The 25,907-nt window shown below is 44.2% G+C and carries 19 protein-coding genes; 11 read left to right on the top strand and 8 right to left on the bottom strand.

Annotation, left to right across the window (positions count from 1 at the left end):
• The first annotated feature begins 141 nt into the window (after positions 1-141).
• Both WG943_RS16270 and WG943_RS16265 read left to right on the top strand, forming a co-directional pair.
• Positions 142-2,742 carry a DUF5686 and carboxypeptidase regulatory-like domain-containing protein gene (locus WG943_RS16270; RefSeq protein WP_340410608.1) on the top strand — a complete coding sequence of 867 codons (2,601 nt, stop codon included), beginning with the start codon at positions 142-144 and terminating at the stop codon, positions 2,740-2,742.
• Positions 2,743-2,825: 83 nt separating this feature from the next.
• Positions 2,826-3,140 carry a hypothetical protein gene (locus WG943_RS16265; protein ID WP_340410606.1) on the top strand — a complete coding sequence of 105 codons (315 nt, stop codon included), beginning with the start codon at positions 2,826-2,828 and terminating at the stop codon, positions 3,138-3,140.
• An 86-nt stretch (positions 3,141-3,226) separates the two neighbouring features.
• On the opposite strand, the gene WG943_RS16260 is transcribed toward WG943_RS16265, so the two are convergent.
• Entirely contained in the window at positions 3,227-4,177 is a 951-nt protein-coding gene (locus WG943_RS16260; protein WP_340410605.1) for an EamA family transporter, read from the bottom strand.
• Between the two features lie 179 nt (positions 4,178-4,356).
• Between WG943_RS16260 and WG943_RS16255 the strand changes: the two genes are divergently transcribed.
• Complete coding sequence (locus tag WG943_RS16255) at positions 4,357-6,816, top strand: bifunctional UDP-N-acetylmuramoyl-tripeptide:D-alanyl-D-alanine ligase/alanine racemase (RefSeq protein WP_340410603.1); 2,460 nt, start codon at positions 4,357-4,359, stop codon at positions 6,814-6,816.
• A gap of 7 nt (positions 6,817-6,823) precedes the next feature.
• On the opposite strand, the gene WG943_RS16250 is transcribed toward WG943_RS16255, so the two are convergent.
• Together WG943_RS16250 and WG943_RS16245 are read right to left on the bottom strand one after the other, a co-directional pair.
• On the bottom strand, positions 6,824-8,200 hold the full coding sequence (locus WG943_RS16250; protein ID WP_340410601.1) for a hypothetical protein: 1,377 nt from the start codon (positions 8,198-8,200) through the stop codon (positions 6,824-6,826).
• Between the two features lie 160 nt (positions 8,201-8,360).
• A complete protein-coding gene (locus tag WG943_RS16245) occupies positions 8,361-9,983 on the bottom strand; it encodes a hypothetical protein (RefSeq protein WP_340410599.1) in 1,623 nt (540 codons plus the stop codon).
• Between the two features lie 197 nt (positions 9,984-10,180).
• Here WG943_RS16245 and WG943_RS16240 point away from each other — a divergent pair, with 197 nt between their 5' ends.
• The 4 genes from WG943_RS16240 to WG943_RS16225 all read left to right on the top strand — a co-directional run bounded on the left by WG943_RS16240 (position 10,181) and on the right by WG943_RS16225 (position 18,742).
• Positions 10,181-10,429 (top strand): FeoA family protein, encoded by a 249-nt coding sequence (locus tag WG943_RS16240; protein ID WP_340410597.1) that lies wholly within the window; start codon positions 10,181-10,183, stop codon positions 10,427-10,429.
• Positions 10,430-10,441: 12 nt separating this feature from the next.
• Positions 10,442-12,595, top strand: a complete 2,154-nt coding sequence (gene feoB, locus WG943_RS16235) for a ferrous iron transport protein B (protein ID WP_340410596.1) — start codon at positions 10,442-10,444, stop codon at positions 12,593-12,595.
• A 1,329-nt stretch (positions 12,596-13,924) separates the two neighbouring features.
• A complete protein-coding gene (locus tag WG943_RS16230) occupies positions 13,925-17,236 on the top strand; it encodes a SusC/RagA family TonB-linked outer membrane protein (RefSeq protein ID WP_340410594.1) in 3,312 nt (1,103 codons plus the stop codon).
• Positions 17,237-17,269: 33 nt separating this feature from the next.
• The gene (locus WG943_RS16225) at positions 17,270-18,742 is read left to right on the top strand and encodes a SusD/RagB family nutrient-binding outer membrane lipoprotein (RefSeq protein ID WP_340410592.1); all 1,473 of its coding nucleotides are present in this window, start codon (positions 17,270-17,272) and stop codon (positions 18,740-18,742) included.
• A gap of 157 nt (positions 18,743-18,899) precedes the next feature.
• Here the strand turns inward: WG943_RS16225 and WG943_RS16220 are convergent, their stop codons facing one another.
• From WG943_RS16220 to WG943_RS16200, 5 genes are all read right to left on the bottom strand, one after another.
• Positions 18,900-19,616, bottom strand: coding sequence for an SAM-dependent methyltransferase (locus WG943_RS16220; protein ID WP_340410591.1), 717 nt, complete (start codon positions 19,614-19,616; stop codon positions 18,900-18,902).
• A gap of 150 nt (positions 19,617-19,766) precedes the next feature.
• Positions 19,767-20,537, bottom strand: a complete 771-nt coding sequence (locus WG943_RS16215; RefSeq protein WP_340410589.1) for an alpha/beta fold hydrolase — start codon at positions 20,535-20,537, stop codon at positions 19,767-19,769.
• A 25-nt stretch (positions 20,538-20,562) separates the two neighbouring features.
• Positions 20,563-21,615, bottom strand: a complete 1,053-nt coding sequence (gene selD / locus WG943_RS16210; protein WP_340410587.1) for a selenide, water dikinase SelD — start codon at positions 21,613-21,615, stop codon at positions 20,563-20,565.
• 5 nt (positions 21,616-21,620) lie between these two features.
• Entirely contained in the window at positions 21,621-22,649 is a 1,029-nt protein-coding gene (gene mnmH, locus WG943_RS16205) for a tRNA 2-selenouridine(34) synthase MnmH (RefSeq protein ID WP_340410586.1), read from the bottom strand.
• Positions 22,649-23,362 carry a pyridoxine 5'-phosphate synthase gene (locus tag WG943_RS16200; protein ID WP_340410584.1) on the bottom strand — a complete coding sequence of 238 codons (714 nt, stop codon included), beginning with the start codon at positions 23,360-23,362 and terminating at the stop codon, positions 22,649-22,651. Before WG943_RS16200 ends, mnmH begins: the two co-directional genes overlap by 1 nt.
• Before the next feature lie 177 nt (positions 23,363-23,539).
• On the opposite strand from WG943_RS16200, the gene WG943_RS16195 reads away from it, so the two are divergent.
• The 4 genes from WG943_RS16195 to WG943_RS16180 all read left to right on the top strand — a co-directional run bounded on the left by WG943_RS16195 (position 23,540) and on the right by WG943_RS16180 (position 25,871).
• Entirely contained in the window at positions 23,540-24,001 is a 462-nt protein-coding gene (locus WG943_RS16195; protein WP_340410582.1) for a GatB/YqeY domain-containing protein, read from the top strand.
• Between the two features lie 91 nt (positions 24,002-24,092).
• A complete protein-coding gene (locus WG943_RS16190; RefSeq protein WP_340410581.1) occupies positions 24,093-24,605 on the top strand; it encodes a hypothetical protein in 513 nt (170 codons plus the stop codon).
• 39 nt (positions 24,606-24,644) lie between these two features.
• Entirely contained in the window at positions 24,645-25,226 is a 582-nt protein-coding gene (locus WG943_RS16185) for a CvpA family protein (protein WP_340410580.1), read from the top strand.
• 75 nt (positions 25,227-25,301) lie between these two features.
• On the top strand, positions 25,302-25,871 hold the full coding sequence (locus tag WG943_RS16180; protein ID WP_340410579.1) for an anthranilate synthase component II: 570 nt from the start codon (positions 25,302-25,304) through the stop codon (positions 25,869-25,871).
• The last annotated feature ends 36 nt before the right edge of the window (positions 25,872-25,907 follow it).

Here is a 25,907-nt window from a genome sequence, read left to right as displayed (position 1 = left end):
GGCTTTTTGTGGTTATTTAGGTAACCGCTCAGCCTATTTTTACATCTATTTCGTAGTGCGGTTTGGGATTATAGTAAGTTGGTTGGATGTGGTGTAGGTATTTTAACTGCCTTTGCGTACAAGTTTTTAAAGCTACAAAACATGCGCCCTTATTTTTTTTGGTTACTACTGCTTTTACTGCTGCCGCCTATACTTACCCAAGCAGGTATACTTCGCGGACGCGTTACCGACGAGAACGGCCAGGGCCTGCCGTTTGCCAGCATCTACATTGCCGAAACCACCAGCGGCACCGCCACCAACGACCAAGGCTACTTCCAGCTGCAACTCGATGCTGGCACTTATACCTTGGAGTTTAAGTACGTTGGCTACCGCGCCCGCACCGAAAAAGTAACGATAGACGATGGTTCCCAGGAATTGAATGTGCAGCTACTGCCAGAGGTGCTCAATCTGAAAGAAGTAGTCGTACATGCCTCCGACGAAGACCCTGCCTATGCCATTATGCGCAACGCCATCCGGCTAAGAAAATACCACCAGAACGAAGTAAATGCCTGGAGTGCACAAGTATACATGAAAAGTGTGGCCCGTATGGATAAAGTACCGTCGAAAGTGCTGGGCATACGTGTAGTAGATGTGGATACCGGCATAGTATACTTATCAGAGTCAGTATCAGTCCTCAGCTTTAAAAAGCCGAACAAGATTCACGAAAAGATGATCTCAAGTAAGGTAAGCGGCCAGAAAAAAGGCTTCAGCTTTAACCAGGCATCCGAAATGAACATCAGCTTTTACGATAACCTACTGAAGGTGCAAGGATTGAGCGAGCGCGGTTTTGTTTCGCCGCTGGCTAACAATGCGCTGTTCTTTTACCGCTACGAGTATTTGGGCACTTTCCAGGAAAACGGCCGCACCATCAACAAGATCAAAGTTATACCTAAACGCAAAAATGATCCCGTTTTCTCTGGTAACATATACATTGTAGATGGCAGCTGGCGCATCCACAGCACCGACCTGCGGCTGACTAAAAATGCCGGGATAGAATTTGTAGATTGGATACGGGTGCGACAAGTGTATGCACCGGTGGCTGCAGAAGTATGGATGCCGGTGTCCCAGCGGTTTAGTTTTGAGGGTGCCGGTTTGGGCTTTAAAGGCGGAGGCTATGCCATGGGCGTATACTCGAAGTATAAAGTACAGCCTGCCTATAGCAAACCACCTGTGCTGCAGGAGGTAACACCAGAAAGCGAAAAAGAAGCTATAGCACAGGCAAAATCGCCACGTAAGGTAAAGGTAAGGCTGGTGAAGCCGCAGGAGGCTAAAGCCGAAGAGCAGAGGCCAGTGGTAGACGAGAAACTGTTTACTAAAAAGGAAGTGCTGGCGATAGAAAAAGAGGCGAATAAACGCGATTCAGCTTACTGGGCAGCCATAAGGCCGGTACCACTTACGCAGGAGGAGGTAAAAGATTACACCAAAAAAGATAATATAGAGGTAATCAAAAACTCCAAAGCCTATCAGGATTCTGTTGACCATATCCGCAATAAGCCAACAATCGGCAACTTTCTGTTTGGGGGCTATACGTTTAACAATACTTACAAGCGCATTCGCTACAATTTCGACCCTATAGTTGGCCTTACGGGCGGCGCAAGTATACTGCAGTACAATACCGTAGAAGGTGTATCGGCTGATGTGCGTATGCGTTACGTGCAGCGCTTCGAAGACCGCCGCTCTTACGCCATTGAGCCAACAGTAAGGTATGGCTTCTCTAATGAGAAACTCAATGCCAAGCTAATGCTCAGTTACAGCTACAATCCTTTTAAAAGCAGTACTATTTCTGTAGAAGGAGGCCGTTATGTGTACCAAATCAATAATCTAGAGCCTATTTCGCCTTTCGTGAACAGCATTTATACGTTGGCCCTGGAGAGAAACTATACGAAGCTGTACCAGCGGGATTTTAAGCAGGTGTTGTATCGTACGGAGTTATTGAATGGCTTAACCTTTAATGGCATTATAAACTATGCACACCGCATGCCGCTGCAGAACACCACAGATTTTACCTTCAGGAAAAGTGATGGGGAGGATGAGAGCAGGTTTACGCCTAACGTTCCTGGTAATGCGGAGCTGAGAGATGCTTCTTTTATACCACACCAGGCGCTAACGCTCACGGCCGCACTTAGCTTTAAACCGGGCATGCGCTACATCTCGCATCCCAACGATAAAATTAACTTAGGATCGAAGTACCCACGTTTTACCTTTACCTACCGCGGAAGTATAAAGGCTTTGGGCAGCGATGTGCAGTACAACCTGGCTAACCTGACCATCAGTGATGACGTGAGTTTTGGGTTATTTGGCGCCAGCCAGTACAGCTTAACCACCGGCACATTTTGGGGCAAGGAAGATATGCGCCTGATGGACTACAAACACTTTAATGGCAACCGCACCATTTTTGCCGGTGTGTACAACGGTTTCCAGTTGCTGGATTACTACCGCTACAGCACAAACAACAAATACCTGGAGGCACACTTTGAGCACCATTTCAACGGTTTTCTGTTTAACAAAGTGCCGCTGTTCCGTAAGCTGAAGTGGCAGGAGGTGGTAAGTTTAAACTATCTGAATACCAGAGAATCCAGAAACTACCTAGAGCTGGGCATAGGCATTGAGCATATCTTTAAAGTTGTTCGGGTTGATTTTGTAACATCGTTTCAGGAGGGCAATAAGGCCAGAACCGGTTTCATGATTGGCGTGGGCTTTTAAACTAGCTGCCGCTGCTGCAGCCTCGGCATAACCAAGTATGCCTTGTGGCCGTTAAAAAAAGCACAGTTAATATTAAAACCGACATGAAAACGATAAAGAATATACTTAAGACAAGTGCTGCTGTAGCCTTTTTTGCTATCATAGGCTTTGCATGCGGCCAACAAGACACTGACATTGACGAAGATACTGGTACCGCAGAAGCAATAGTTGAGGGCGACTCCTCGGCGGCCAACCTAAGCACCCCGCGGCCAGCTCCAATCGGCGACACCTCCGAAACAGCTCAACAGGCAAACCGCTTCGGCGAAATGAACCCGAACCAAGACACAGCCGCCAGAGCCCTGCATCAGCTGGAAGAAAAAAGAAAGAGATTAAAAGAACAGCAACAGCAGGTACAATAACATGGCTGAAGTATAAAAGTATAGCCCCGGCAGTTAAGTTACTGCCGGGGCTATACTTTTAATGAGCTTTCATAAAACTCTCTTCCTTATTTTCCTACGGCAGTAGTGCCCACCGGAGGTATTATTAAGCCATCTCCTTTTTTCTTGCGGCCTTTCAGGTTTAGGTTATAGATGATTACTGAGATAAAGATGATGATATAAGCCAGCACCTTTAGCGTGGTAGTTTCCTCGCCGAAGTATAAAAATGCCATCACAAAGTTCAGAATCGGGTTAATGTACATCAGGATACCGATGGTACCGGAGGTGAGCTCTTTTAACGCAAACAGGTTCAGGAAAAGCGGCAATACCGTAAACATAGCGCTCAGCATAACAATGTTCAGGTAAAAGTCTGTTCCCAGCGCCACGGTAGCACCCTGGCTAAAGTAAGTATAAAACGGCCCGATAAAAGCAAAAGAAAGCATCAGCTGCAGTGTAAGCAGTACGATCTTATCATAATCTTTTAAGATGCGCTGCGTGATCAGGTAAAAAGCGTAGCTAAGGGCAATAAATAAGCTAAAGAGCAAGCTGGTTATCTCTCCGGATCCTACTAAGGCACAACTTACGGCACTTAATGCAATGGCGATCCACTGGTTTAGGCGCAGCTCTTCTTTTAAAAGTATAAAGCCGAGCACAGCCGTAATAATAGGGCAAAGCAGGTACGAGAAAGAACCCGTTTGTATGTTTATATGGTTGATGACATAGATAAACAGCAGCCAGTTTATTGTAAGCAGTGCTCCTCCCAAAATTGTGAAAAGTATAAACCTGCGCCTGTCTTTCGGCTGGCTGTGCATTACCTGGCTCAGCGTACTTTTAACCTGCTTCTTCCTGAACAGCAGGCAGATCAGCAGCAGCAGTGTTACCGAAAGCGCCACCCTGAAGTATAATATCTGGCCGCTGGGGTACTCTGCCAGAGCCTTAAGCGGAAAAGGTATAAAACCCCAGATTACAAATGCCGCCAAGCCGGCAGCGTAGTATGGTTTCGTATTCGTAGTATTCACGATCAGGACAAACTAAAATTGCGCAAAGGTACAGAATCTGGAACCCGTACAGTGTAGGTTGACGGTTTTAATGGTAAAAAATGTTTAAACATGGGTGAAGGAATGTTAAGTTTAAAGCAGCACACCTGTAACTCTTAGCTAAACACCTTCTATCTTTGGAGAAAGTATAAGTATACATAATGTTAACAGTCGAACAGCTTGCTACAGTAATTCAGGGCCAGGTAGTGCGGTTTGTGCAACAATTGCCAACAATGCACCTGCTCACCGATAGCCGAAAACTATCGCAGCCGGCAGGTACCTTGTTTTTTGCAATAAAGGGGAAGTATAACGACGGGCACAAGTACCTGCAGCAACTGTATACACAAGGGGTTAGGCAGTTTGTGGTGGAGCATGGGGAGGAGGCGGAGCTGATACACCAGTTTCCGGAGGCAAACATACTGCAGGTGCCGCATGGCCTGGAAGCACTTCAGAAGCTGGCAGCCTGGCACCGGGAGCAGTTTAACATTCCGGTAGTTGGTATTACGGGCAGCAACGGCAAAACTATTGTAAAAGAGTGGCTGGCGCAGCTGCTGAGTCCTGATGAGCTGGTAGTAAAGAGCCCGCGAAGTTACAATTCCCAACTAGGTGTTCCGCTAAGTGTGTGGCAACTGGAGCCTAACCATACGTTTGCTATTTTTGAGGCAGGCATCTCGCTGCCCAGCGAAATGCAGAAGCTGCAGCAGGTAATTCAGCCAACGCTGGGTATTTTTACAAACATCGGCAGCGCCCATAATGAGGGTTTCAACTCACTAGAGCAAAAAGTAGAGGAGAAGCTAAAGCTTTTCGAAGAAGTTGATTTACTCTTTTACTGCTCTGATTACCCGGAAATACATGAAGCGGTTCAAACCAAAAGTATAAAATCCTTTACTTGGAGCCATCAGCATAAAGAGGCTGATTTATATATTAGTGGCACCACTACAGCCGGGCATAAAACCATTATAGTGTATACTTTCCAAGGTGAGAAGCAGCGGCTTTCCATACCTTTTACTGATGAGGCCTCAGTAGAGAATGCTTTACACTGCCTGGTTTTCTTGCTTTACCGCCAAGTACCACTTTCCGACATTCAGGACCGCCTGGATAGGTTGCACCCGGTAGCAATGCGTCTGGAAATGAAAGAGGCTATTAACGGCTGCTACCTGATAGATGATACCTACAACAACGATTTGGCAGGTTTGGCTATAGCGCTAGACCTGTTGGCAAGTCAGCCGCAGCGGGGTAGGCGCACCGTTATACTTTCTGATTTGCTGGAATCTGGCCTGGCAGAGGAGAAGCTGTACAGCAAGGTGGCGGAGCTGGTGCAGGCACACGGCGTGGAGCGTCTTATTGCCATTGGGCCTGTCATCAGTAAGTATAAAAGCATATTTACCTTACCAGTCGAATTTTATACTTCCACACAGGATTTTTTGCAAACTTTCTCTGCTGAGCGATTCCGGAATGAGGTAATTCTGGTGAAGGGAGCTCGTGTGTTTGAGTTCGAAAAGATCGTGCACGCGTTTCAGCAGAAAGTACACGGAACGGTGCTGGAGGTAAACCTGGATGCGCTGGTACATAACCTGAACTACTACCGCTCTAAACTGCAGCCGGGCACTAAGCTAATGGTAATGGTTAAAGCATTTGCCTATGGCAGCGGCAGCTTCGAGGTTGCTAATTTGCTACAGTTCCATAGGGTAGATTACCTGGCTGTTGCCTATGCCGATGAGGGTGTATTGCTGCGTGAACATGGTATTACGCTACCTATTATGGTGATGAACCCTTCGCCGGATAGCTTTGCCAAGATCAAGCAGTATAACCTGGAGCCGGAAATTTACTCTTTGGAAATACTGCAGGCTTTGCTAAATACAGCAGCGGCAGGCGTAACGTATAAAATACACCTGAAGCTGGATACTGGCATGCACCGCCTAGGCTTTGTAAAGGAGGACTTTAAATTACTTTTTGCCTTGCTGCTGCAGCACCCGCAGGTGCAAGTAGTTAGCGCCTTCAGCCACTTAGCCGGCGCCGACGAGGCCGTGCACAACGATTTCTCGCAGCTGCAGATTGCCAACTTCATAAGTATGGCCGCTGAAGTAGAGGCACGCTTAGGGCATGCTGTAATTAAACACATACTTAACTCGGCAGGCATTGCACGCTTTCCGGAGCACCAGTTGGATATGGCCCGGCTAGGAATTGGTTTATATGGCGTAGAAGCAACAGGCTCGGAGCAGGAGGCGCTGCGGCCGGTAAGTATACTTAAAACCACCATATCGCAGGTTAAAAGTATAAAGCAGGGTGATACCGTTGGCTATAGCCGCAAAGGCATAGCCGCTACAGATAAAAAAACTGCCACTATTGCCATTGGCTACGCCGATGGCTACGACCGCCGCTTCAGCAACGGAGCAGGAGAGGTGCTGATTAGTGGCCAACGCTGCCCCATCATTGGCAACGTGTGCATGGATATGTGCATGGTAGATGTTACAGGTTTGGAAGTTAAGGCAGGCGATGAAGCTATACTTTTCGGGCCCCAGCTTACGCTGATAGAATTGGCACAGCGCATAGGCACAATCCCGTACGAACTGCTCACGAACGTAAGTACGCGGGTAAAGCGGGTATTTTATGCGGAGTAAGAGTACTTTAGCGTTTTCGCATTAAGTATAAACTCCTGTCAGAACTGCTCAGTTGCTTTTTCAGCAGCACATCAAAATACATTTTAAAGGCTTGCTCGAATCCTTCTTCCGTATAATCTGAGAATATGTCCTTACGCGCCTGCAGCATAAGCCTTACCTGAGAGTCCTTTTTAGGTATAAATTCAACAATAAGATATTCACACTTAGATGCAAACAGTTCGGCAATTCTAACTAAAGGTATATTGTTGGCAATAGCTAGGTGGTGCACAACAGCTAACGCAAGTATAACATCGGGTTGTATCCGCTGCAAAAATGAAGTTCGTTCTTTGTTAAACCAACCAATGCTTGGGCTAGGATTCGTGATATCCGAAACCAACGGAACTATAGCTGTAGCTTTCTCTGACTTTAGTTGCTGGTAAAGCAGTTCTACGGCACCGTAGTCAAAATCTGTGGCAATAACCTGGTTGGCATAGTTTGAAGCTATTCGGCTAAACTTTCCGGTGTTGGCGCCTACGTCCCAAATAGTGTCAGTAGCTATGCCTGTTAAAAACTCCTCTACCAATTGCGCTTTATGTTGCATACTGGCATCGGAGTAATTGTTGTTCTCGGTGTAGTAGCTTGCCCATACTGTTTTGTCGGGTTGCCAGTTCAGATTTTTGACTGCGCTTTTAAGGTTGGACACTAAATGCATTACGCTTTGCTGACTGGCCGCATGCTTGGGTATAGAAGAGGTTTTTGTTTGGCTAAGCTTCTGTTGTGCCTTAGCATGCAAGTGCAAGTGCAACAGCATTCCAAGCGACATGTACGACTTTGTCGGAAGCAATTTACTGGCCGTGGATAATGGAATACCGTCTATGTTGCTCTGCAGTAGTTTTATTAGTTCAGGTGAGCGGTAAGCAGCCAAGGCCAGAGGTGCTAAAAAGTGCTGGCAAAACTGTTTATAGGCTATCCAAGGTTGGTCTTGGTTATACTGTTCAAAAGATAAGGTATCTAAAAATATCGGTCTGTCTTTATAGAATGTGACATTATAAGCCGAGGCATCTTTTAGCGTAAGGTTATACTTTAGCGCCTCCAGTTGTATTTCCAGCGTTAATAGTGCGGCATCTTTTAGTTGCCCGAAGCTCCACTCGTAAGGGTAAGATATAAAAGGTAGCTCAACAGGCTTTAAAGTATAGCTGACAGCAGAGCTAGTTTTTGCTAAGTGTATTTCTTCGTGCTGTACTAGCCATCCCTTTTCCACCAAAGATTGATACAGTCCACTTTTTATAAGGTGCTCGTACGTAGGCTTATAGGCTTGGCTCACGCTCCTATACAGAATACCATTGTCGCCTCGGTACACATATCCAGAAGGATCTCGGAATGAGCTGTCAGAGGGGGCAAGCATTGCTACCTTTTTCGGAATAATTTAGAAAATAACAGCTTTATGCGAGTCCAGAACAGCTTCATACCATAGAGTGCGCCTAGTAGCCCAGCTATAAGTAACTGGAAGAGCATGCTGCCTGAGCCTGGATCGATGTATAGTAAAATCATTTGGTTATGGTATCTTATGGATTATCGACTAAAAGTGAGTCTGTGATATCTTTAAAATGAAATTTATTTTCGTAACCTGAGAAAAATACTTTGTCTTCTTTCAGTTTAAAGCCAGCATTAAAGTAATTATTAAAGATTAACCTGAAAGTGTTTACTGGAGAAATTTCATTGTACAGTTGCTCTCGGGGCTCGGAATCTGGCAAGTAGACCGCATTCAGAATAGACATTCTTTCTGCATAGCCTGCATTGTCTTTTATTTTGAAGCCCGGTAGTGACCAAGGGCCATGGTCGCCTTGCAGTATGATAATTGATTTTCTGTTTTTGCGGCTTTGTATAGCGTCGATTGTTTTAAGTAACTCTTTGTTGCCGTATCGCACCTGATCAATATATCCTTTTATATAAGCTGCCTTATAGGCTGTATCGCTATCGTAAGTGTTGTGCATACCTAATGCAAAAGGCCCTTCTGGAGTAACTGGTGCGCCTTCTTCGCCTAACACAAAAGGAGGGTGTGCAACAAGTGCGTGCACAAATGCCATAATAGGTCTGCCTGGCTCTAAAGGAAATCCATTGCGAGGGGCTTCTAAAGCCAGCTTTATTTTTTCACGGTGTTGCTCAAACAAAAAAGAGCTGATGAAGCTGACATGGGTATCGCGTATAAATTTTTGAACAAGATCGTTTTCAAAGAAGAATGGGAACACAGAGTTATTGTAAACGGCGCTTTCGAACTCAGAGAATGAGTATGCTGGAGTTATGGTGTGGCTTGTATTTAATGAGCTGGTAAAATCGTAGCCAGTGGTTGTGTTTATAGTAGTATAGCCTAGCTCATTAAAGTAATGTATAGCTGCATTGTTTCTAAATAGATCCCTGAGGTTAGCCGTTGGCTGCTTTGTAGTATAAAATATATCCTGTAAATACTCCATGTTTAAAGAGGAAGTAACAGATAAGATTGTTTGCGTATAGTTGGCATGGCTTTCCTTGGCTACATAAAAACCGCGTTTCTCCAGCTCTTTGGTAAACGCTGAGTTATCAAAGCCGAGCCGCTTACGGAGTATATCTTCTCGGCCATAGCCATCAAGTATAAAATAATAAATATCTGGGGCAGTTTTATTTACCAAAGACTTTTTATACTTCTCTACAAAATCGGAGTGTGTACTAGCTGCTGCTACGTTCGGCTGCCAATAAGATGTCAGTAAGATAATAAGGGGCATTGCCAATAGCAAAAACGAGCATATACGGACTATTCTACTTAACTTATCGGCTGTCTCGTCACTTACTTTTCTCAAGAACCACCATAAAAATACAATAGCAAGCACGGAAACAGACATAGTGTAGCGGTGCTTGTGCAGATCGAAACTCCAAAGTGTAAGCTGGTCTGTCGCTCTATAAGAACTACCGTAGGTAAGAAAAACAAGCATCACAAAAGAGGCCAATATGCCTGATTTGTGCCTGTTGTGAACAAAATGGTGAAGCAGCATCCAAACAATGCCAGTAAGTAACAATACAGCTAGCGTAGGGGCTACAACAGAAGTGAGGCTAGTGAGGCCCAGGTTGTTTGTTAAAATATTCAGCACTGGAAACATGGCTACCCAAAAAGGGTAAACAGGGATTTTTAATATTTTTCCGAATCTTTTCACCATGTGCGGGTATGCTATTTATAAAGCGGTTTTAAGGAGCACAATGTACAAAGATAATAAATAGTTCTTTGGGAGGTACAAAGCAGCTCTCTAAGTTATACTATCAACTGCGTAACAAAAAATTAACATCTTTTGCTTTAAAGTTGAACACCTTGTAACTTGCAGTTGTTTATAAACAGTCTAAATAAAGAGAGGGAAAGGTGCAACATACAGCAGAAGAGCATAAAGTACGCAAATCGGTGCGTGACCTTAAAATTGGTGAGAGTGGCGTTATTTGTTGCTTGCAAGACCCTGAAATGGGCTTAAAGCTCCTTGAAATGGGCTGTATTCCTGGCACAGAGGTTAAATTGAACAGCCGTGCCCCCTTTGGCGACCCTATCACAATTATCGTAAACGACTACACCCTTTCCTTACGATTAGACGAAGCCGAAACAATTTTGCTTAAGTAGTAAACCAAGTACATGTCTGTAACTACCCAGCCTGAACTTTTAAGGCCAGAGAAAGCCACAGCCAGCCATATAATGGCTAAGATAGCCTTAATCGGAAATCCGAACTCAGGTAAAACATCGCTTTTTAACCAGCTTACCGGCCTTAACCAAAAGGTTGGCAATTTTCCGGGTGTTACAGTTGATAAGAAAACAGGTTACAGCCAGCTTACTTCTAATTTGCGTGCCGAGATCATCGACTTACCCGGCACCTACAGCTTATACCCAAAATCGCTGGATGAGCGTGTTATCATAGACCTGCTCTACGATCCGGGTTCGAAGCATTACCCTGATTTAGTTATTGTTACAGCCGACGCCTCTAACCTGAAGCGTAATCTGTTGCTGTTTACCCAGCTGGCTGACCTGAAGATACCAGCGGTACTGGCGCTGAACATGGTAGATGTGGCTGAGAAGGAGGGGGTAAAGATTGACATACCTGCGCTTCACCGTGAACTTGGGGTGCCAATCATCCCGATGAATGCCCGCAAAGGCATTGGAGTGGCTGCCCTCAAAATTGTAATGACGCAGCAACTGGAGCCAACTAATACCTCTTTCTACGAGATTCCGGTAGAGCTTATTCCGCTGCTGCAAAGTATAAAAGAACGTTTTTCGCTTACCAACGATTACCTGGCGCTACACTACGCGCATCAGTATAAAAACCTCCGCTTTCTATCTGAAGCAGATGCTGCCTGGATAGAAAAGGAGCTGGAGGAGCATAACTTTAAATCAAATACACTACAGGCTAGCGAGACAATTGAGCGTTATACGCGCATTAATGAGGTGCTGCTGGATGTGGTGCGGGTAGAGAAAGCCACCAAAGACGAAAAGTTCAGTAACCGCCTGGACCAGGTGCTAACGCATAAGGTTTTCGGTTACCTGATTTTCTTTGTTATCCTTTTTCTGATATTCCAGGCCATTTTTGCTTGGGCCAGTTACCCTATGGATCTTATTGATCTAGGGATTGCTAATCTAAATGAGCTAATTCAAAATAATTTTGAAGGGCCGTTGGTAAACCTACTAACAGAAGGCATAATTGCCGGCCTAGGCGGTGTGCTGATATTCATACCTCAAATTGCTATACTTTTCGCTTTCATTGCCATACTAGAGGAAACTGGCTACATGGCCCGTGTTACCTTCATGATGGACAAGATCATGCGCAAATTTGGCCTTAACGGTAAAAGTGTAGTGCCGCTTATTTCAGGTGTGGCCTGTGCGGTTCCGGCTGTTATGTCGGCACGTACCATCGAGAACTGGAAAGACCGTATGATCACCATCTTTGTAACACCTTTGATGAGTTGCTCTGCGCGTATTCCAGTATACACAGTATTGATAGCATTGGTAGTGCCGGAAACATACTATTTCGGGTTTCTAAACCTGCAGGGTCTGGTGCTGATGGGCTTATACTTGATCGGGTTCTTGGCTGCTATTTTCTCTGCCTTGTTACTTAAGGTTATACTTAAAGCCAGAGAGCGCAGCTACTTTATCATGGAGTTCCCGGTATACAAAATGCCACGTTGGAAAAATGTAGGCCTTACCATTTTCGAGAAGTCAAAGACCTTCGTGTTTGAGGCGGGTAAAGTGATTGTAGCCATTTCTATTATACTTTGGGTGCTTGCTTCTTACGGTCCCGGAGATAGTTTTGAGCTTGCCGAGCAGCAAGCGTTAGTTGAAGCGCAAACCGAAAACTTATCCGAGGAGGAGACCGAATTTAGAATAGCCTCTCACCAATTGGAATCGTCTTATGCAGGTATTGTTGGCCATGCCATTGAGCCTGTAATAAAGCCACTAGGCTATGACTGGAAAATAGGTATTGCCTTGCTCACATCGTTTGCTGCCCGTGAGGTGTTTGTAGGCACTATGTCTACCATCTACAGTATAGGCGAGGAAGAAAATGTCTCTACAATAAAAGAGAAATTAACAACTGTGAAGGATGATAAAGGTGAGCCATTCTTTACACCTGCGCGTAGCTTTTCACTTATGATCTTCTACCTTTTTGCTATGCAATGTGTAAGTACGCTAGCTATCGTGCGCCGCGAAACCAAAAGCTGGATGTGGCCGATGGCTCAGCTAGTATACATGACTGGCCTTGCATATGTAATGGCTTTTATCACGTATAATATCTTTAGCTAAAACTTTAGCTCAAGTCTCTGCATTGGCAGCCATACAAGGTAACTAGCTTTGCTGATTTGTGTGGCTGCCAGTGCGTTTATAGCTCGCCTATATATCCTAAATAAGCCTTCCTCAACTTTTAATAGCTTAACAATTGCATGTAATTTAGCTGTTCTTAGTATTGTTCAATTTCATGTTTAGCTATTTTTAATCTCCTGTTAGTTTTGTTTAACGTATAGCTAATCTACTAGCTCACCTAATTAGTAAAGGACAATTTTTGGTAATTACTACAGTGTCAGATATTAAAAAATTTTAATACGGTGTAAGTTGTTGTAAATCAAGTTATTGCTAAGGGTTTGTGATTCGTTTTATAGCTGTGTTATCGTTTTTTTTATAAAAAATTTTGTGTATGATTTGCAATAGTATATTAAAGTGATTATAATTGAAATATATCTCACTTTAAACAAACATTAAAATGGAAAGGATTATCTTGTCACGCAAGTCAATTCATCGCAGTTGTATTAGTTCTTTTTCTATCTCTTCTTTTCGTATCCGGCAGCGGGAACATCCATAAAATTTATTAAATAATACCATCTGCTATTCCTGTTTATAAGAATGGTTGCTTTTATGTTCTAAATCTTACTGTTAGTAGTAAGAATACTGAGTTATATAAGTTTACTTCTTCTTGTAATCGTATGCAGGTGCATTCGCTTTTCTTTTTACCCCTTAGGGGTTAATGTGCTCTAGTGTTATTCTTTAGTAGCTGAACCAGGCTTCTTTGTCATAATTAATTTAGAAGCCGGAATCCCAAACAGAGGTTTTTCTATAAAATTTATTCCTGTCATACTTGATGAAGAAATTTGTCAGGGTTGATAAGTATTGATTATTAATTCATAATAATCAAGTAGTTGTAATAAGCGGCTATAAGTATATGTTTAAACATATATTAGGTGCTAAAATATTGGCTATCATTTAATTAAACATTAAAGGGACTATATGAGGAACATCTACTAAACGAATTATTTGAACAATCGCAATCAAATCCTCTCATAAAGTCTGTAGGAGACTTACATTTTGAGAGACACATCTTCATTATCCCAATCCGACTGTATAAGCTGGATTCATTTTTAATAAAATCAAGCTTTAATATTCTTTTTATAAGACATAGTTGCATAAATACAGCTGTGATATTTTAAATATAAATATTTCAATCTTTAATGAAATTATATCATTGTAAGCATAGTGATAAAAATAGGATTTAACCAAATATAAATTATAAATAAGATGTAATAGCTAGCCTAAAAAGAGAGAATTACTTATTAATCAATTAACCTTAAACCAAACAGAAGAATGAAAAGAATAGTACTACTATGTCTATTTCTGTTATCAGCACTGTTGCCTGAGGCAATAGCGCAGAACAGGACGATCACCGGTAGGGTGACAGACGCAACTAGTAACCAACCGCTGCCAGGTGTAACGGTATTGGTGAAAGGCACAACTGTAGGTACAGCAACATCAAGTGATGGTACCTATTCCATTGCTGTGCCGCCAGGAAGCAATACACTGCAATTTAGCTTTATTGGTTACCGTACCACTGAGCGTAATATTGGAGCCGGTTCAACTGTGGACGTGGCACTGCCTCTCAACTCAGAGCAGTTGCAGGAGGTTGTAGTAACAGCCTTGGGAGTTCAAAGAGAAGCCAGAACAGTTACTTATGCTACGCAGCAAGTAGAGGCAAAAGATTTGAACATTACGCAGAACGTTAACATTAAAGACGCCCTTGCCGGTAAAGTAGCAGGTGTTCAGATTAATGGCCAGGCCGGCTCTAAATTAGGTCAATTTGGTAAAATCCGTATTAGAGGTGCTATTTCGTTAACTAGCGATAGTGATCCGCTTTACATTGTAGATGGTGTTCCGGTTCTAGACCCTAATGATGTAGACATGGAGAACGTAGAGTCAGTAAACGTTCTGAAAGGACCGAACGCTACTTCTCTTTATGGACAAAGAGCTGAGGCAGGTGTAGTTGTAATTACTACTAAAAAGGGCACTGGCGGTATTTCTGTTGAGATTGCTAGCTCTACTACATGGGATAAAATAGCTTATCTGCCAAAGTATCAAAACTTGTATGGCGGTGGTTATACGCAGGATGCTTTTGGTACATTCGACTATAATGCAGGTGCTATATATGACTATGATGACGATGGCAATCCTTTAAGTGTGCCTTATCCAACCGAGTGGGGCATCTTTGATGGGAAGCGTTATCTGTTGTGGGATGAAAACTACGCGGATGAAAGCTGGGGACCTAGATTTGACGGGCAAGAGTATGTGCCATGGTATGCATGGTGGCCAGGTACAGAGGATAACCCTAACCCATACTACGGCCAAACCGCTAAATATGAGGCACAGCCGGATAACATCAAAAACTTTTACGATACAGGCTTAACTAAAAAGAATACGATTGCCTTTGGTGGAGGTAACGACAAGTTTAATGCCCGTATCTCTTACACTAACCTGGATCAGCAGGGCATAACACCTTACACAGATCTGAAAAAGCATTTCCTTGGTACAAACTTTGGCTTTAATGCAACTGAAAAGCTTCGTATAGATGCGAATATCCGCTATACTACATCTCAAATCAGGGGAGATCAGGATGATGGTTACAGCAACCAGACTTCAGGTATGTTTAACTCATGGTTTGCGCGTAACGTTGACACAGATAAGCTAAGAGAGCTAAGAAACCTGGAAACTATGAATGAGCATCAGGCATCTTGGAACTGGTGGGGGCCGGATTACTATACAGCGTATGGCGAGGGCTTTATGAAACCTGCTTTCTGGTTCAACCCTTATACATTCTTAGAGCGCTTTAAGCAGATCCGAACAAACAATAATTTAACGGGTAGTTTAACAGCTGCTTATAGCTTCAACGATAACTGGAAACTATCTGCTACAGGTTCAAGAACTAACACAGAATACCTGTTAGAAGAATATTTGCCATTCTCGGTCTCAAACTCGGCCGCACCTGAACTTTACAATGCATGGATAAACAGCTTTGGAAGGTATGAACTGTCAGACTCTGAAAACAATTTTTCTGCTGACTTAAGATACGAAAACCAGTTCGGCGACTTTGATATCAATGCCTTTGTAGGTGGTAATATTAGGCAAAATGATTACAGCGTGTTCCAGGCTCGTATGAACCCAGGTGCTAATACAGGTGGTCTGATTATCCCTGACCTTTATATTTTCCCTAATGCTGGTATAGTACCTACTGCTCAAACAACTCTTAGAGAACAAGAAGTGCGAAGCCTTTACGGTAGTGCATCAATTGGTTTCAAAGATATGGTTTACTTAGATGCAAACGTAAGAAGAGACTGGAGTTCAGCACTGCCTGCAAACAACAATGGGTATACTTATCCTGGTGTTGGTGCCAGCTTTATCTTTACTGAGCTAATCAATGGGTTTGATGCACTTTCATTTGGTAAACTGAGAGCCGGTTGGGCGCAGGTTGGTAATGACGTAGCAGCTCAAAGAATTAATCCGGCTTATGGCTTGGGCTCACAGCCTTGGGGAGGCTCCAACCTGCTAGTATATAGCCGTACAGTATTAGTAGATCCAAATATTAAGCCTGCGCTTAACTCTTCTTTCGAGTCTGGGTTTGATTTGAAATTCCTGAGGAATAGAATTGGATTGAGCTTTACCTACTATGACGAAAAGAGAAATGATGAAATTATTCCTGTAAGTATTTCTCAGTCTACAGGCTATAGCGACTTCTTGACAAATGCTGGTGCATCTTCTAGAAGAGGTATAGAGGTTGCACTTGATGGGGATGTTATAAAGTCAAATAACGGCTTTAACTGGAACATACTTTTGAACTACGCCAGAAACAGAACAACTGTTGATAGACTTCCTGAAGGTTTGGATGCTATTTCTGCACCAGGTGGTAGCGATGACTGGGAGTTCGTAACAGTGGTACACGAGCTTGGGAACAACTGGGGTCAATTGAGAGGTATTGGCTTTGCTACAGATGATAATGGAAACTATATCTACAATGAGAACGGTCTGCACGTAACAGAGGCTAACAAGTATTTTGGTAGCGTACTTCCTGATTTCACTGGTGGTATCCTGAACAGATTTGGTTACAAAGGCCTTTCACTTACAGCAGCGATAGATTTCCAAAAAGGTGGTAAATTCTTCTCACTTAGTGAGCAGTGGGGCTATTATTCTGGCCTGTTAGAAGAAACAGCCGGTATCAATGATAAAGGTAACAATGTGCGTGATGATGTTGCTGCTGGTGGTGGTGTACATGTTACAGGTGTAAGCCCAACTGGTGAAGTAGTTGACACTTACGTGGACGCAATGGACTACTTTATGCAATTCAATGCGAACTCTATCGCTGAGCCATTTATCCACGACGCAAGCTTTGTTAAGCTAAGAGATATCAACTTATCTTACGACTTCTCCAGCCTGCTTAAAGAAGGATTTCTGAAAAACAGATTAGTTAAAGGCGCATCAGTTGGTGTGGTAGGCAGAAACTTATGGTTGATCTCTGTTTCCAAAGACAACAAGCATCGCTGGGATCCATCTGAACTTTCTCAGACTTTTGGTGAAAACAGCCAATTGCCAGGTACAAGAAGCTATGGTGTAAATGTTAGGCTTACATTCTAAAATATCAGAAAAATGAAGAAAAAACTCTTATATATGGCATTAAGCCTTGTGCTTGCGCAAAGCTTTACTGCCTGCGAAACAGTAGATTTTGGGGACACGAACGAAAACCCTAATGGTCCACAGGAAGCATACCCTGCCGGTTTGTTATCCGGTGCTATACAGTCTTATGCAACTATGACCGGCCGCCAAGGGGTTTTAAACCCTACGCTGTATGTTCAGTACCAGTCTCAGGTTACTTATACAGATGAGATGTTGTATGCAGAAACACCTGCATCATGGGAAACTTATTACAACCGGGTATTACCAAACTTAAATACTGTTATCAGCATTACTCGTGATGAGAGCCAGCACACACAAGAACTCTTAGCTCAAGGAGATCCTGATAACCAATTAGGTGTAGCTTTGATTTTTAGAGCAATTGTTCTGAAAAGGTTAACAGACACCTGGGGTAATATTCCTTTTAGTGAGGCCTTCAAAGGATTAGATAACCTGACACCTGCATATGATAAACAGGAGGATGTTTACAAACAAATTATCTCTGATCTAAAAGAAGGTAGAGATCTGCTGAATAGTGGTGATGCCCCAGTTGGTGATATCCTTTATAGTGGTAGCATGAGCAATTGGAGGAAGTTAGCTAACTCTGTTCTATTGCAAACTACTATGCAGTTGTCAGAGGTAGATGCTACTTCTGCAATTGATGCGCGTGCAGAGTTTAATGCAGCCCTGAATCACCCAGCTGGTGTAATTGAAAGTGTTGGAGAAGAAGCATGGTTCAGATATGAATCAGTAACAGCTTACCAAAACCCATTCAACCGTAACAGAAGAGCAGACTACTTCTTAGCAGGAGAGTTTGTAGACGCTTTACAGGGAGACCCAATGGCTTCTTCGTTGAACCCTACTTCGAACACTACTCCTGACGCTCGTATTAAAGCTTATGCAACTTCAGAAACTGCTGAAGGCGTGCCTTATGGATACAATGATGAAAGTGGTACCGGAAAAAATAAGATGTCAACAAAGATTTGGGCTGCTACAGCTGAACTGCCGTTGATGACGGCATCTTATACTTTCTTGAACAGAGCAGAAGCTGCAGCAAGAGGCTGGACATCAGAAAGTGCTGAGGAGATGTTGACAAAAGGTATTGAAATGTCTTTTGAATCATGGGCAGAAAAGGTAAAAGTTGATATCGCTGAACAGGGAACAGCTTATGCACTTGCACGTGTTGCTGACGCTGCTACAGTTACTGGAGGTATGCTGCAGGTAGTTGCTGAAGAGAAGTGGAAAGCCCTGTATCCTCAAGGATTTGATGCTTGGGCAGAATGGAGAAGAACAGGTTATCCTATGTTGGATCCTGCCACTGACGCACTTAATGACGGAAGTATAGTAAGAAGATACAATTATCCTGTTGAAGAAGCCACTTTGAACAAAACCAACTTAGAAGGCGGTATTTCTAGCCTGTCACCGGGCACAGATAAAAATTCATCTAGAGTTTGGTGGGATGTAGATTAATTAATGTTATAAAGGTAGAATAGATAGATAAGAATACTAGGTAGTAGTCTTCTTCATTTTGTAAAAACCACCGGTTTCCGGTGGTTTTTTCTATTTAAATAAAAATACTGGCCAATATTGTAGCTGAGGCTCTCTATCTTAATATAATTTACTAGAGTTACCTATAGATCAAAAACACAGCCGGCTGCTTATGAATATCCGGCAGCTTGTCTTTCCATTGCTGTATGGTTTTGGTTTGGATTAGTTCGTGCTCCGGGGAGGTGATGTTGGCAGCAATGCAAAGTTTGGTTTCCGGGTGTAAAGTGGCAAGTAGGTCCTCCAGCAGTTTGTTATTGCGGTAAGGTGTTTCCATAAAAATCTGTGTCTGGTTGCGCTGCTGCATTTCCTTCTCTAGCTGGCGGAGTGCCTGTAAGCGTGGCCCCTTTTCGATAGGCAAATAACCATGAAATGCGAACTGCTGCCCGTTAAAGCCGCTGCCCATCAGGCTTAAAAGTATAGCCGATGGACCAGCAAAGGGCACTACTTTTATATTTTTTTGGTGCGCATACTTTACCACTTCTGCACCTGGGTCTGCAATACCCGGGCAACCAGCTTCTGAAATTATACCGACATCTATGCCCTTTTCGAGCAGAGGCTTAAGCGATGCTTGTACTTGTGCAGGCGTGGCATCTTTATCAACCTGTACAAAATTTAACTGCTCTATCACCTGCGCTGGGCATATACTTTTCACATAACGCCTTGCCGTACGCAGGTTCTCTACAATAAAGTATGTCAGGTGCTCTACTGTCTCTTTTACCTGTGGCGAGATTACCTGATCCTGTGTGTTTTCTGCAAGTATAGTGGGTATTAAGTATAAAGTACCTGTCTTTTTCATAGGGCAAAGGTAATTAGATTGTTGATTGTTAGTTGCTGATTGTTGGGAAATGGTCAAACGAAAACTGCCACAGCTTTTGTGGCGGTGGCAGTTTTATACTTTGCTGGCAAGACACTCACAGGTCTGGAAGACGCTGTGAGGCGTGGTGGCTTAATCAGTCTCTAGAAATCTTGTTACCAAATCATATACTTCGTCAGGGGCTTCGGCGTGAACCCAATGGCCAGCATTCGGTATGGTTTCTATTTCCACCATGGTAAACAGGTGCTCTATACTTCCGTAGATATCTTCCTGCTTAATGTAACCGGACCTGCCTCCTTTTATAAACAGTGCATGTTTCTTGAAAGGTACATCTGCGGTAATGGCGGCGGCAATGTGCTCATAATTTTTTTCTAATGCATCCAAGTTCATGCGCCAGCCAAAAGTGTTGTCTTCTTTGCGGTACAGGTTCTTCATCAAGAACAGGCGCACATCTTTCTGGCTTATACTTTTTGCCAACTGCGTGTCTATTTCGCCTCGGCTGGTTGCTTTGCTCAAATCAACGGACTGCAGCGCATCGATTATCTCATCGTGGTGCGGTGGGTAAGCTTTCGGCGCAATATCTACTACAATTAATTTGGTAAGTCGGGTCGGATATTTTAGCGCATACTTCATGGCTACCTTACCGCCCATCGAGTGGCCCATAATTGCCGGAGTCGAGATCTGTAGCTCATCCACCAAGCGCAACACGTCGTCGGCCATAGCATCATAATTATGCTCTTCGTTATGCGGTGAGCGACCATGGTTGCGAAGGTCTACCAGGAATACATTGTAGTGCTCGGCCAATCGTTTAGCGAGGGTTGCCCAGTTATCTAATGTGCCAAACAAACCGTGCAGGATAAGCAGCGGCTGGCCATGGCCCATTTCTTTGTAGTGTAGTTTCATGTATTCAGAAATATATAGTAATCTGTTATAGTACCTTTATTAACTGGCTTGAGTTATCTCTTTCTTTCAGTACGCCAAGTGGTTCCAGTTGTAAATTATACTTTTCAAAAACAGCCAATACATCCTCGCGTCCTTCTGGATCTACAGCAACTAAAAGTCCGCCGCTGGTTTGCGGGTCGCAGAGCAGGTGTTTCTGGTCTGGGGTAAGATCTGCTATTTTATGGCCATAGCTGTCGAAGTTGCGGTGGGTGCCGCCGGGTATAGCTTTTTGTGCCAGGTACTCCAAGGCTTCAGGTAGCACGGGTACTTTATCAAAGTATACTTCTGCGCTTAAATTGCTACCCTCGCACATCTCAGAAAGGTGGCCTAGTAAGCCAAAGCCAGTTACGTCGGTCATGGCTTTTACCTGTGGTAGTTGGCCCAGTTCTGCACCAATTTTATTTAGCTGCATCATCTGGTTTGGAGCCAAATGCGCATGTTCTGGTTTGAGCACCCCTTTTTTTTGAGCGGTAGTAAGTATGCCCACGCCAATTGGTTTGGTTAAGTATAATTCGCAGCCGGCGGTGGCGGTGTCGTTGCATTTTAAGTTTGGGATGTCGAGTATGCCGGTTACAGCTAAACCAAAAATTGGCTCGGGACTGTCGATGCTGTGGCCGCCTGCTAAAGGTATACCTGCCTCGTGGCAAATGCTGCTGCTTCCTTCTATCACTAGTTTCGCAACCTCAGGAGCTAGTTTATCTATAGGCCAACCTAGCACGGCAATCGCCATCATAGGCGTACCACCCATCGCGTACACATCCGAAATGGCATTGGCCGAGGCAATTCTACCAAAGTCGTAAGCATCATCTACAATCGGCATAAAAAAGTCGGTGGTACTGATCACAGCGCGGTTATTTCCGATAGCATACACAGCGGCATCATCGCGGGAGCTGTTGCCAACCAGCAGGCGCTTTTCTTCAGGGTACGTAACATCGGAATGCAGGATGGCATCAAGCACTTTAGGCGATATTTTACAGCCGCAGCCAGCACCGTGGCTGTACTGGGTTAGTTTTATAGGTTGTGTGGATGTCTCTTCCATAGCTGTTAAATCAGTTGATGTTGTTTTGCAAAAGCCAGTACTTCGGCTGCGTTTTCTTCGGGATTTATACTTTGTAGCTCTAGCTGCAGTACGTGCTGCTTTTGGGCCAGGTCAAATGTATAAGCTTTGTCGTAGTAGGATAGGGCTATGCTCACCATCTTCTCCATATCATCGGTTTCAATAGCTTCTAATGCCTCTTTGGTGGCTAAACCCCCTAAACGTTTTTTAATTTTAAGTATGGCTGCGGTTAGTAAGCTCTTATCGGTGCGGCAATATTCTTCGGTTAGCTTCTGCACCCGTAGTCGCTGCGGCACTTGCAGTACAACAGTTGGCGACTGCTGCATCTGATCAAAAAATGGCTTTGGCAGCTGTACTTTGCCTATGCTTATACTTTCATCCTCGAGCCAAACAGGCTTATCGCTGTTAAGTTTAAGTAGCTGGGTACCCAACAGATTTTCGAAATGCTCTGTTGTGGGCTGAGGTGCCATACCTATACTCCCAAAAGCAGAGCCTTTATGGTTGGCTAGCTTTTCGAGGTCTATTGCTTGTTGCTGGTGCTGCTGTAAGTAAGGGAGCAAGTCTGTTTTACCGCTGCCGGTAAAGCCACTAAGTATGAGTAGCTTGTGTGGCCGCTCGAACTGCTGGTGTAGGTGCTGCCGGTATACTTTGTAGCCGCCCTGCAGCAGGTGTACGTTAAAGCCAGCGAAGTCGAGAAGCCAAGCCATGGCACCGCTGCGCATGCCACCGCGCCAGCAATGCAACAGTACCTCTTTCTCTGGTGCCAACCTTGCTGCCTCACGCACAAACTCCGACATTTTTGGGCCGAACAAATCTAAGCCAATAAGTACAGCCGGGTCGTGGCCCTGGTGTTTATAAGCGGTGCCTACTTTGGCGCGTTCCTCATCCGAAAAAATAGGAAAGCTCTGCGCTACAGGTATGTGGCCAACTTCATACTCTTTAGGTGCGCGGGCATCCAGTACCGGCAGCCGCTCTGCCAGCCGAAGAAATTCTTCTATGGTAACGGGTTGTACCACTACTTAAGCTGGGTCAAGTAACGTTGTATGGTATCCTCTAGGCCAAAGTATAAAGCGTCGCAGATAAGGGCGTGGCCAATGCTTACCTCCAGTAGCCCCGGCAGCGTGTCGTGCAGGTACTTTAGGTTATCTAAGTCTAGGTCGTGGCCGGCGTTTAGGCCAATGCCAAACTCCTGTGCTTTTCTGGCAGCTGCTAAGTATGGCGCTATGGCATGCTCGCGGTTGCTGTGGTAGTTAGTAGCGTAAGCCTCAGTATATAGTTCTACCCGGTCTGTGCCCACCAGTTTGGCACCCTCAATCATACTTTCGTCAGGGTCAACAAAAATGGATGTTCTGATACCCAACTCTTTCAGTTCTCCGATGATGTCTGTCAGAAAATCTTTGTGCTTTATAGTGTTCCAACCGGCGTTGGAGGTAATAGCATCCGGCGCATCCGGTACGAGTGTAGCCTGCTCCGGGCGTACTTCTTTTACCAGGTTCAGGAAGTCTGGCGTAGGGTTGCCCTCAATGTTGAACTCTGTCGTAACTACCTTCTTCAGGTCGTACACATCCTGGTAGCGAATATGGCGTTCGTCGGGGCGTGGGTGTACCGTTATACCCTCTGCTCCGAAGCGTTCGCAGTCTTTGGCAGTCTGTACTACGTTTGGTCTGTCGCCGCCGCGCGCATTACGGAGCGTGGCAATTTTGTTTATATTTACACTCAGTTTAGTCATGCTATTAAATTTGCAGCCTTATGCGGCTCTTTCTCGTCATACTAGTATAGAAGACTAAATTAGTGGAAATTTGGCAAAGATGTTAGCTTATAATCTTTCCCTGTTTTCCGTATAAGCAACACACTTGTATTTAAAAGCAGATTCTCAACAGTATAAGTATAAACACATATAAAGACTATGTCATTAAAAGACCGTATTAACGCCGATATAAAAGAAGCTATGTTGGCTAAAGATAAAGCACGCCTGCAGGCCCTTAGAAGTATAAAATCGCTGATATTGCTGGCCGAGACAGAAAAGGGCGGCACCGAAGGCATTAGCCAGGATACTGAGATGAAGCTACTGACCAAAGCTGCCAAGCAACGCCGTGAGTCTGCAGAGCTTTATGCAAAACAGGGTCGCACTGATCTGGAGCAAATAGAACTGACAGAGCTAAATGTAATCGAAGAATATCTGCCAAAACAACTAGACGAAGGCGACCTACGCATCCGCTTATTAGATATAATTCAGCGTGTAGGAGCTACCGGACCTTCTGATTTAGGTAAAGTAATGGGAGTGGCCTCTAAAGAACTGGCTGGCCAAGCCGATGGACGTGCCATCTCCACCGCCGTAGGAGAATTGCTGAACAATACAGATTTTTAAGTATAAGTATTTGATTTTAAGGATGTAGATGTGTTAAAAGTGCGCAATTATATTTACCTTTCGCTGCGGATTTTTAACACACCTACATACTATGAAAAATATCTTACTAGGGGCAGCGCTTGTGCTGCTATCCGTGCCTGCTCTGGCGCAAAGTAAACCTGACAAAGACAAGCAGCAGATTCTGGAGGTAGTGGAAACCTTCCGGAAAAGCATCATCAACAAAGACAGCGTCAGCTTCAATCAACTTTTTCTTTACGACTCCATCCCCTGGCTAGGCATTACCGATGATAAATCAATGGCCTTCGTACGGAAGTATTATCCCGATAAAAAAGCTTTAGACCCCTCTTCTTATAAAGATTTTATCAGGTTTATTGTATCAACCAAAGGTAAAGTAGAAGAGAAGTTTTTTAATGTTGAAGTCGTGAACGACCCGCTGATTGCGTCTGTGACTTTCGACTACAGTTTGTGGGTGGATGAGAAGCCGCAGAACTGGGGTAAAGAGTCGTGGGAGCTGATGAAGGTAGACGGTAATTGGAAAATTTTCTTTGTGTCGTATTCTGGTTATCTGGCGCAGGTTACACCGGTTCCGGACAATTTAAAGTAAATTATTTTTACAGCCTTTGCCTGTAATTAGCTAAATTAGATGCCGCAGTTCTGCAAGTATAAATGGCAAGGCTGCGGCATCTATACTTTATACTTTACACCCTTGAGTACGTTTGATTTTTTTCTGGCGCTGCCCATACTTTGGGGCGCGTTCCAGGGTTTCCGGAAAGGCCTATTACTGGAGCTGGTGTCGCTGTTGGCATTGGTGCTGGCTATACTTGGCGGCTTAAAACTATTAGATACGGCATTACCTGTAATGGAAGGCTTTATTGGCGATGCCCACGGGCTGTTGCCTTACGTTACTTTTTTGGTAGTGTTTGTGGGCATAATATTATTGATACACTTAGGTGGAGTATTGCTAAAAAAAGTAATAGACTTTACACCTTTTGGCCTTTTTGATAACGTGCTGGGCAGTATACTTGGAGCCCTGAAATGGTGCGTTGCCTTAAGCCTGCTGCTTTACGTGTCGGATATGGCTGGCATTAGCATCTCTAAAGATACAGCCGATGCCTCTATGGTATACCCGGTGGTGCTAAAGACTACCCCCTATGCCTTGGATATCCTCAGCTATGTACTGCCATTTGTAAAGGCGCTTATCAGCTCTCTGAAGCAACACTTTTAGGAGGTTAAGAGTTTGGGAGTTAGATGACAACAAATGATCAACCAATCAACAATAAGTAATCAATAATTACATTCCATGCTTTTGCTGCTCGATAATTTTGACTCTTTTACCTACAATCTGGTAGATTACTTTGGGCAGGCGGGAGTAGAGGCAAAGGTGGTGCGCAACGATGTGCCGTTGGAGGAGCTAAAGCAGCTGCCTGTAGAGGCAGTGGTGCTATCGCCGGGGCCAGGCACGCCAAAGCAGGCCGGTAGCCTGATGGATGTGATCCACTATTACCATGAAAAGGTACCGATGCTGGGGATTTGCTTAGGTCATCAGGCGCTGGGTGAGTTTTTTGGGGCAAAGCTAGAAAAAGGCATTAAACCTATGCACGGTAAAGTATCAGAGATTATTTGCGAAGCCGATCCTATATTTAAAGGCATACCTCCCAAAACAGAGGTAGTGCGCTACCACTCGCTGGTGCTGCACCATACACCCGAAAGTATAAAACCGCTGGCGCACACAGCCGAGGGCGAACTTATGGCTTTTAAACATAAAACACTGCCACTCTATGCGCTGCAGTTTCATCCGGAGGCTGCCTTAACCACTTATGGCTTGCAGATGCTCAAAAATTGGGTTAGTATTGTTAATATTGCAGGCTAATTAACCGTATTAGCCTGAAAATACGTTTCTGTTACA

Source organism: Pontibacter sp. H249 (assembly GCF_037892465.1).
GTDB lineage: Bacteria > Bacteroidota > Bacteroidia > Cytophagales > Hymenobacteraceae > Pontibacter.
The sequence above is the reverse complement of the archived record's forward strand: the minus strand, read 5'-3'. Positions and strand labels throughout refer to the sequence as shown.

What these genes read in the sequence shown, in the direction of transcription:
- WG943_RS16270 (WP_340410608.1), top strand. Translation starts at nt 142, where the DNA reads ATGCGCCCTTATTTTTTTTGGTTACTACTGCTTTTACTGCTGCCGCCT.
- WG943_RS16265 (WP_340410606.1), top strand. Translation starts at nt 2,826, where the DNA reads ATGAAAACGATAAAGAATATACTTAAGACAAGTGCTGCTGTAGCCTTT.
- WG943_RS16255 (WP_340410603.1), top strand. Translation starts at nt 4,357, where the DNA reads ATGTTAACAGTCGAACAGCTTGCTACAGTAATTCAGGGCCAGGTAGTG.
- WG943_RS16250 (WP_340410601.1), bottom strand. Translation starts at nt 8,200, where the DNA reads ATGCTTGCCCCCTCTGACAGCTCATTCCGAGATCCTTCTGGATATGTG.
- WG943_RS16245 (WP_340410599.1), bottom strand. Translation starts at nt 9,983, where the DNA reads ATGGTGAAAAGATTCGGAAAAATATTAAAAATCCCTGTTTACCCTTTT.
- feoB (WP_340410596.1), top strand. Translation starts at nt 10,442, where the DNA reads ATGTCTGTAACTACCCAGCCTGAACTTTTAAGGCCAGAGAAAGCCACA.
- WG943_RS16230 (WP_340410594.1), top strand. Translation starts at nt 13,925, where the DNA reads ATGAAAAGAATAGTACTACTATGTCTATTTCTGTTATCAGCACTGTTG.
- WG943_RS16225 (WP_340410592.1), top strand. Translation starts at nt 17,270, where the DNA reads ATGGCATTAAGCCTTGTGCTTGCGCAAAGCTTTACTGCCTGCGAAACA.
- WG943_RS16220 (WP_340410591.1), bottom strand. Translation starts at nt 19,616, where the DNA reads ATGAAAAAGACAGGTACTTTATACTTAATACCCACTATACTTGCAGAA.
- WG943_RS16215 (WP_340410589.1), bottom strand. Translation starts at nt 20,537, where the DNA reads ATGAAACTACACTACAAAGAAATGGGCCATGGCCAGCCGCTGCTTATC.
- selD (WP_340410587.1), bottom strand. Translation starts at nt 21,615, where the DNA reads ATGGAAGAGACATCCACACAACCTATAAAACTAACCCAGTACAGCCAC.
- WG943_RS16200 (WP_340410584.1), bottom strand. Translation starts at nt 23,362, where the DNA reads ATGACTAAACTGAGTGTAAATATAAACAAAATTGCCACGCTCCGTAAT.
- WG943_RS16195 (WP_340410582.1), top strand. Translation starts at nt 23,540, where the DNA reads ATGTCATTAAAAGACCGTATTAACGCCGATATAAAAGAAGCTATGTTG.
- WG943_RS16190 (WP_340410581.1), top strand. Translation starts at nt 24,093, where the DNA reads ATGAAAAATATCTTACTAGGGGCAGCGCTTGTGCTGCTATCCGTGCCT.
- WG943_RS16185 (WP_340410580.1), top strand. Translation starts at nt 24,645, where the DNA reads ATGCCGCAGTTCTGCAAGTATAAATGGCAAGGCTGCGGCATCTATACT.
- WG943_RS16180 (WP_340410579.1), top strand. Translation starts at nt 25,302, where the DNA reads ATGCTTTTGCTGCTCGATAATTTTGACTCTTTTACCTACAATCTGGTA.